The following is a 247-nucleotide window of genomic DNA, read 5'->3' on the forward strand; positions in this document are numbered from 1 at the left end:
GATCAACCCTTGGGCGTGGTCGAGCTCTTCACCAGCCAGGGCTGCAGTTCCTGCCTGCCGGCCGATGCGTTTTTCGCCGAGCTTGCCGCCAAGGAGAACATCGTCGCGCTCGCCTATCACGTCGACTACTGGGATTATCTCGGTTGGAAGGACACGCTGAGCCGCAAGGAGAACACCGAGCGGCAGTATGAGTACATGCGTGCCTTCGGCAGCCGCTCGGTCTATACGCCGCAGGCCGTCATCAATG

The 247-nt window shown here is 61.1% G+C and carries 1 protein-coding gene; it reads left to right on the forward strand.

Annotated elements, in window-relative coordinates:
- Nucleotides 1–247: DUF1223 domain-containing protein (locus tag P9254_RS28920; RefSeq protein WP_278103931.1), on the forward strand; the 247-nt coding region annotated here is incomplete at both ends.

The organism is Mesorhizobium sp. WSM4983 (genome assembly GCF_029625765.1).
Lineage (GTDB): Bacteria > Pseudomonadota > Alphaproteobacteria > Rhizobiales > Rhizobiaceae > Mesorhizobium.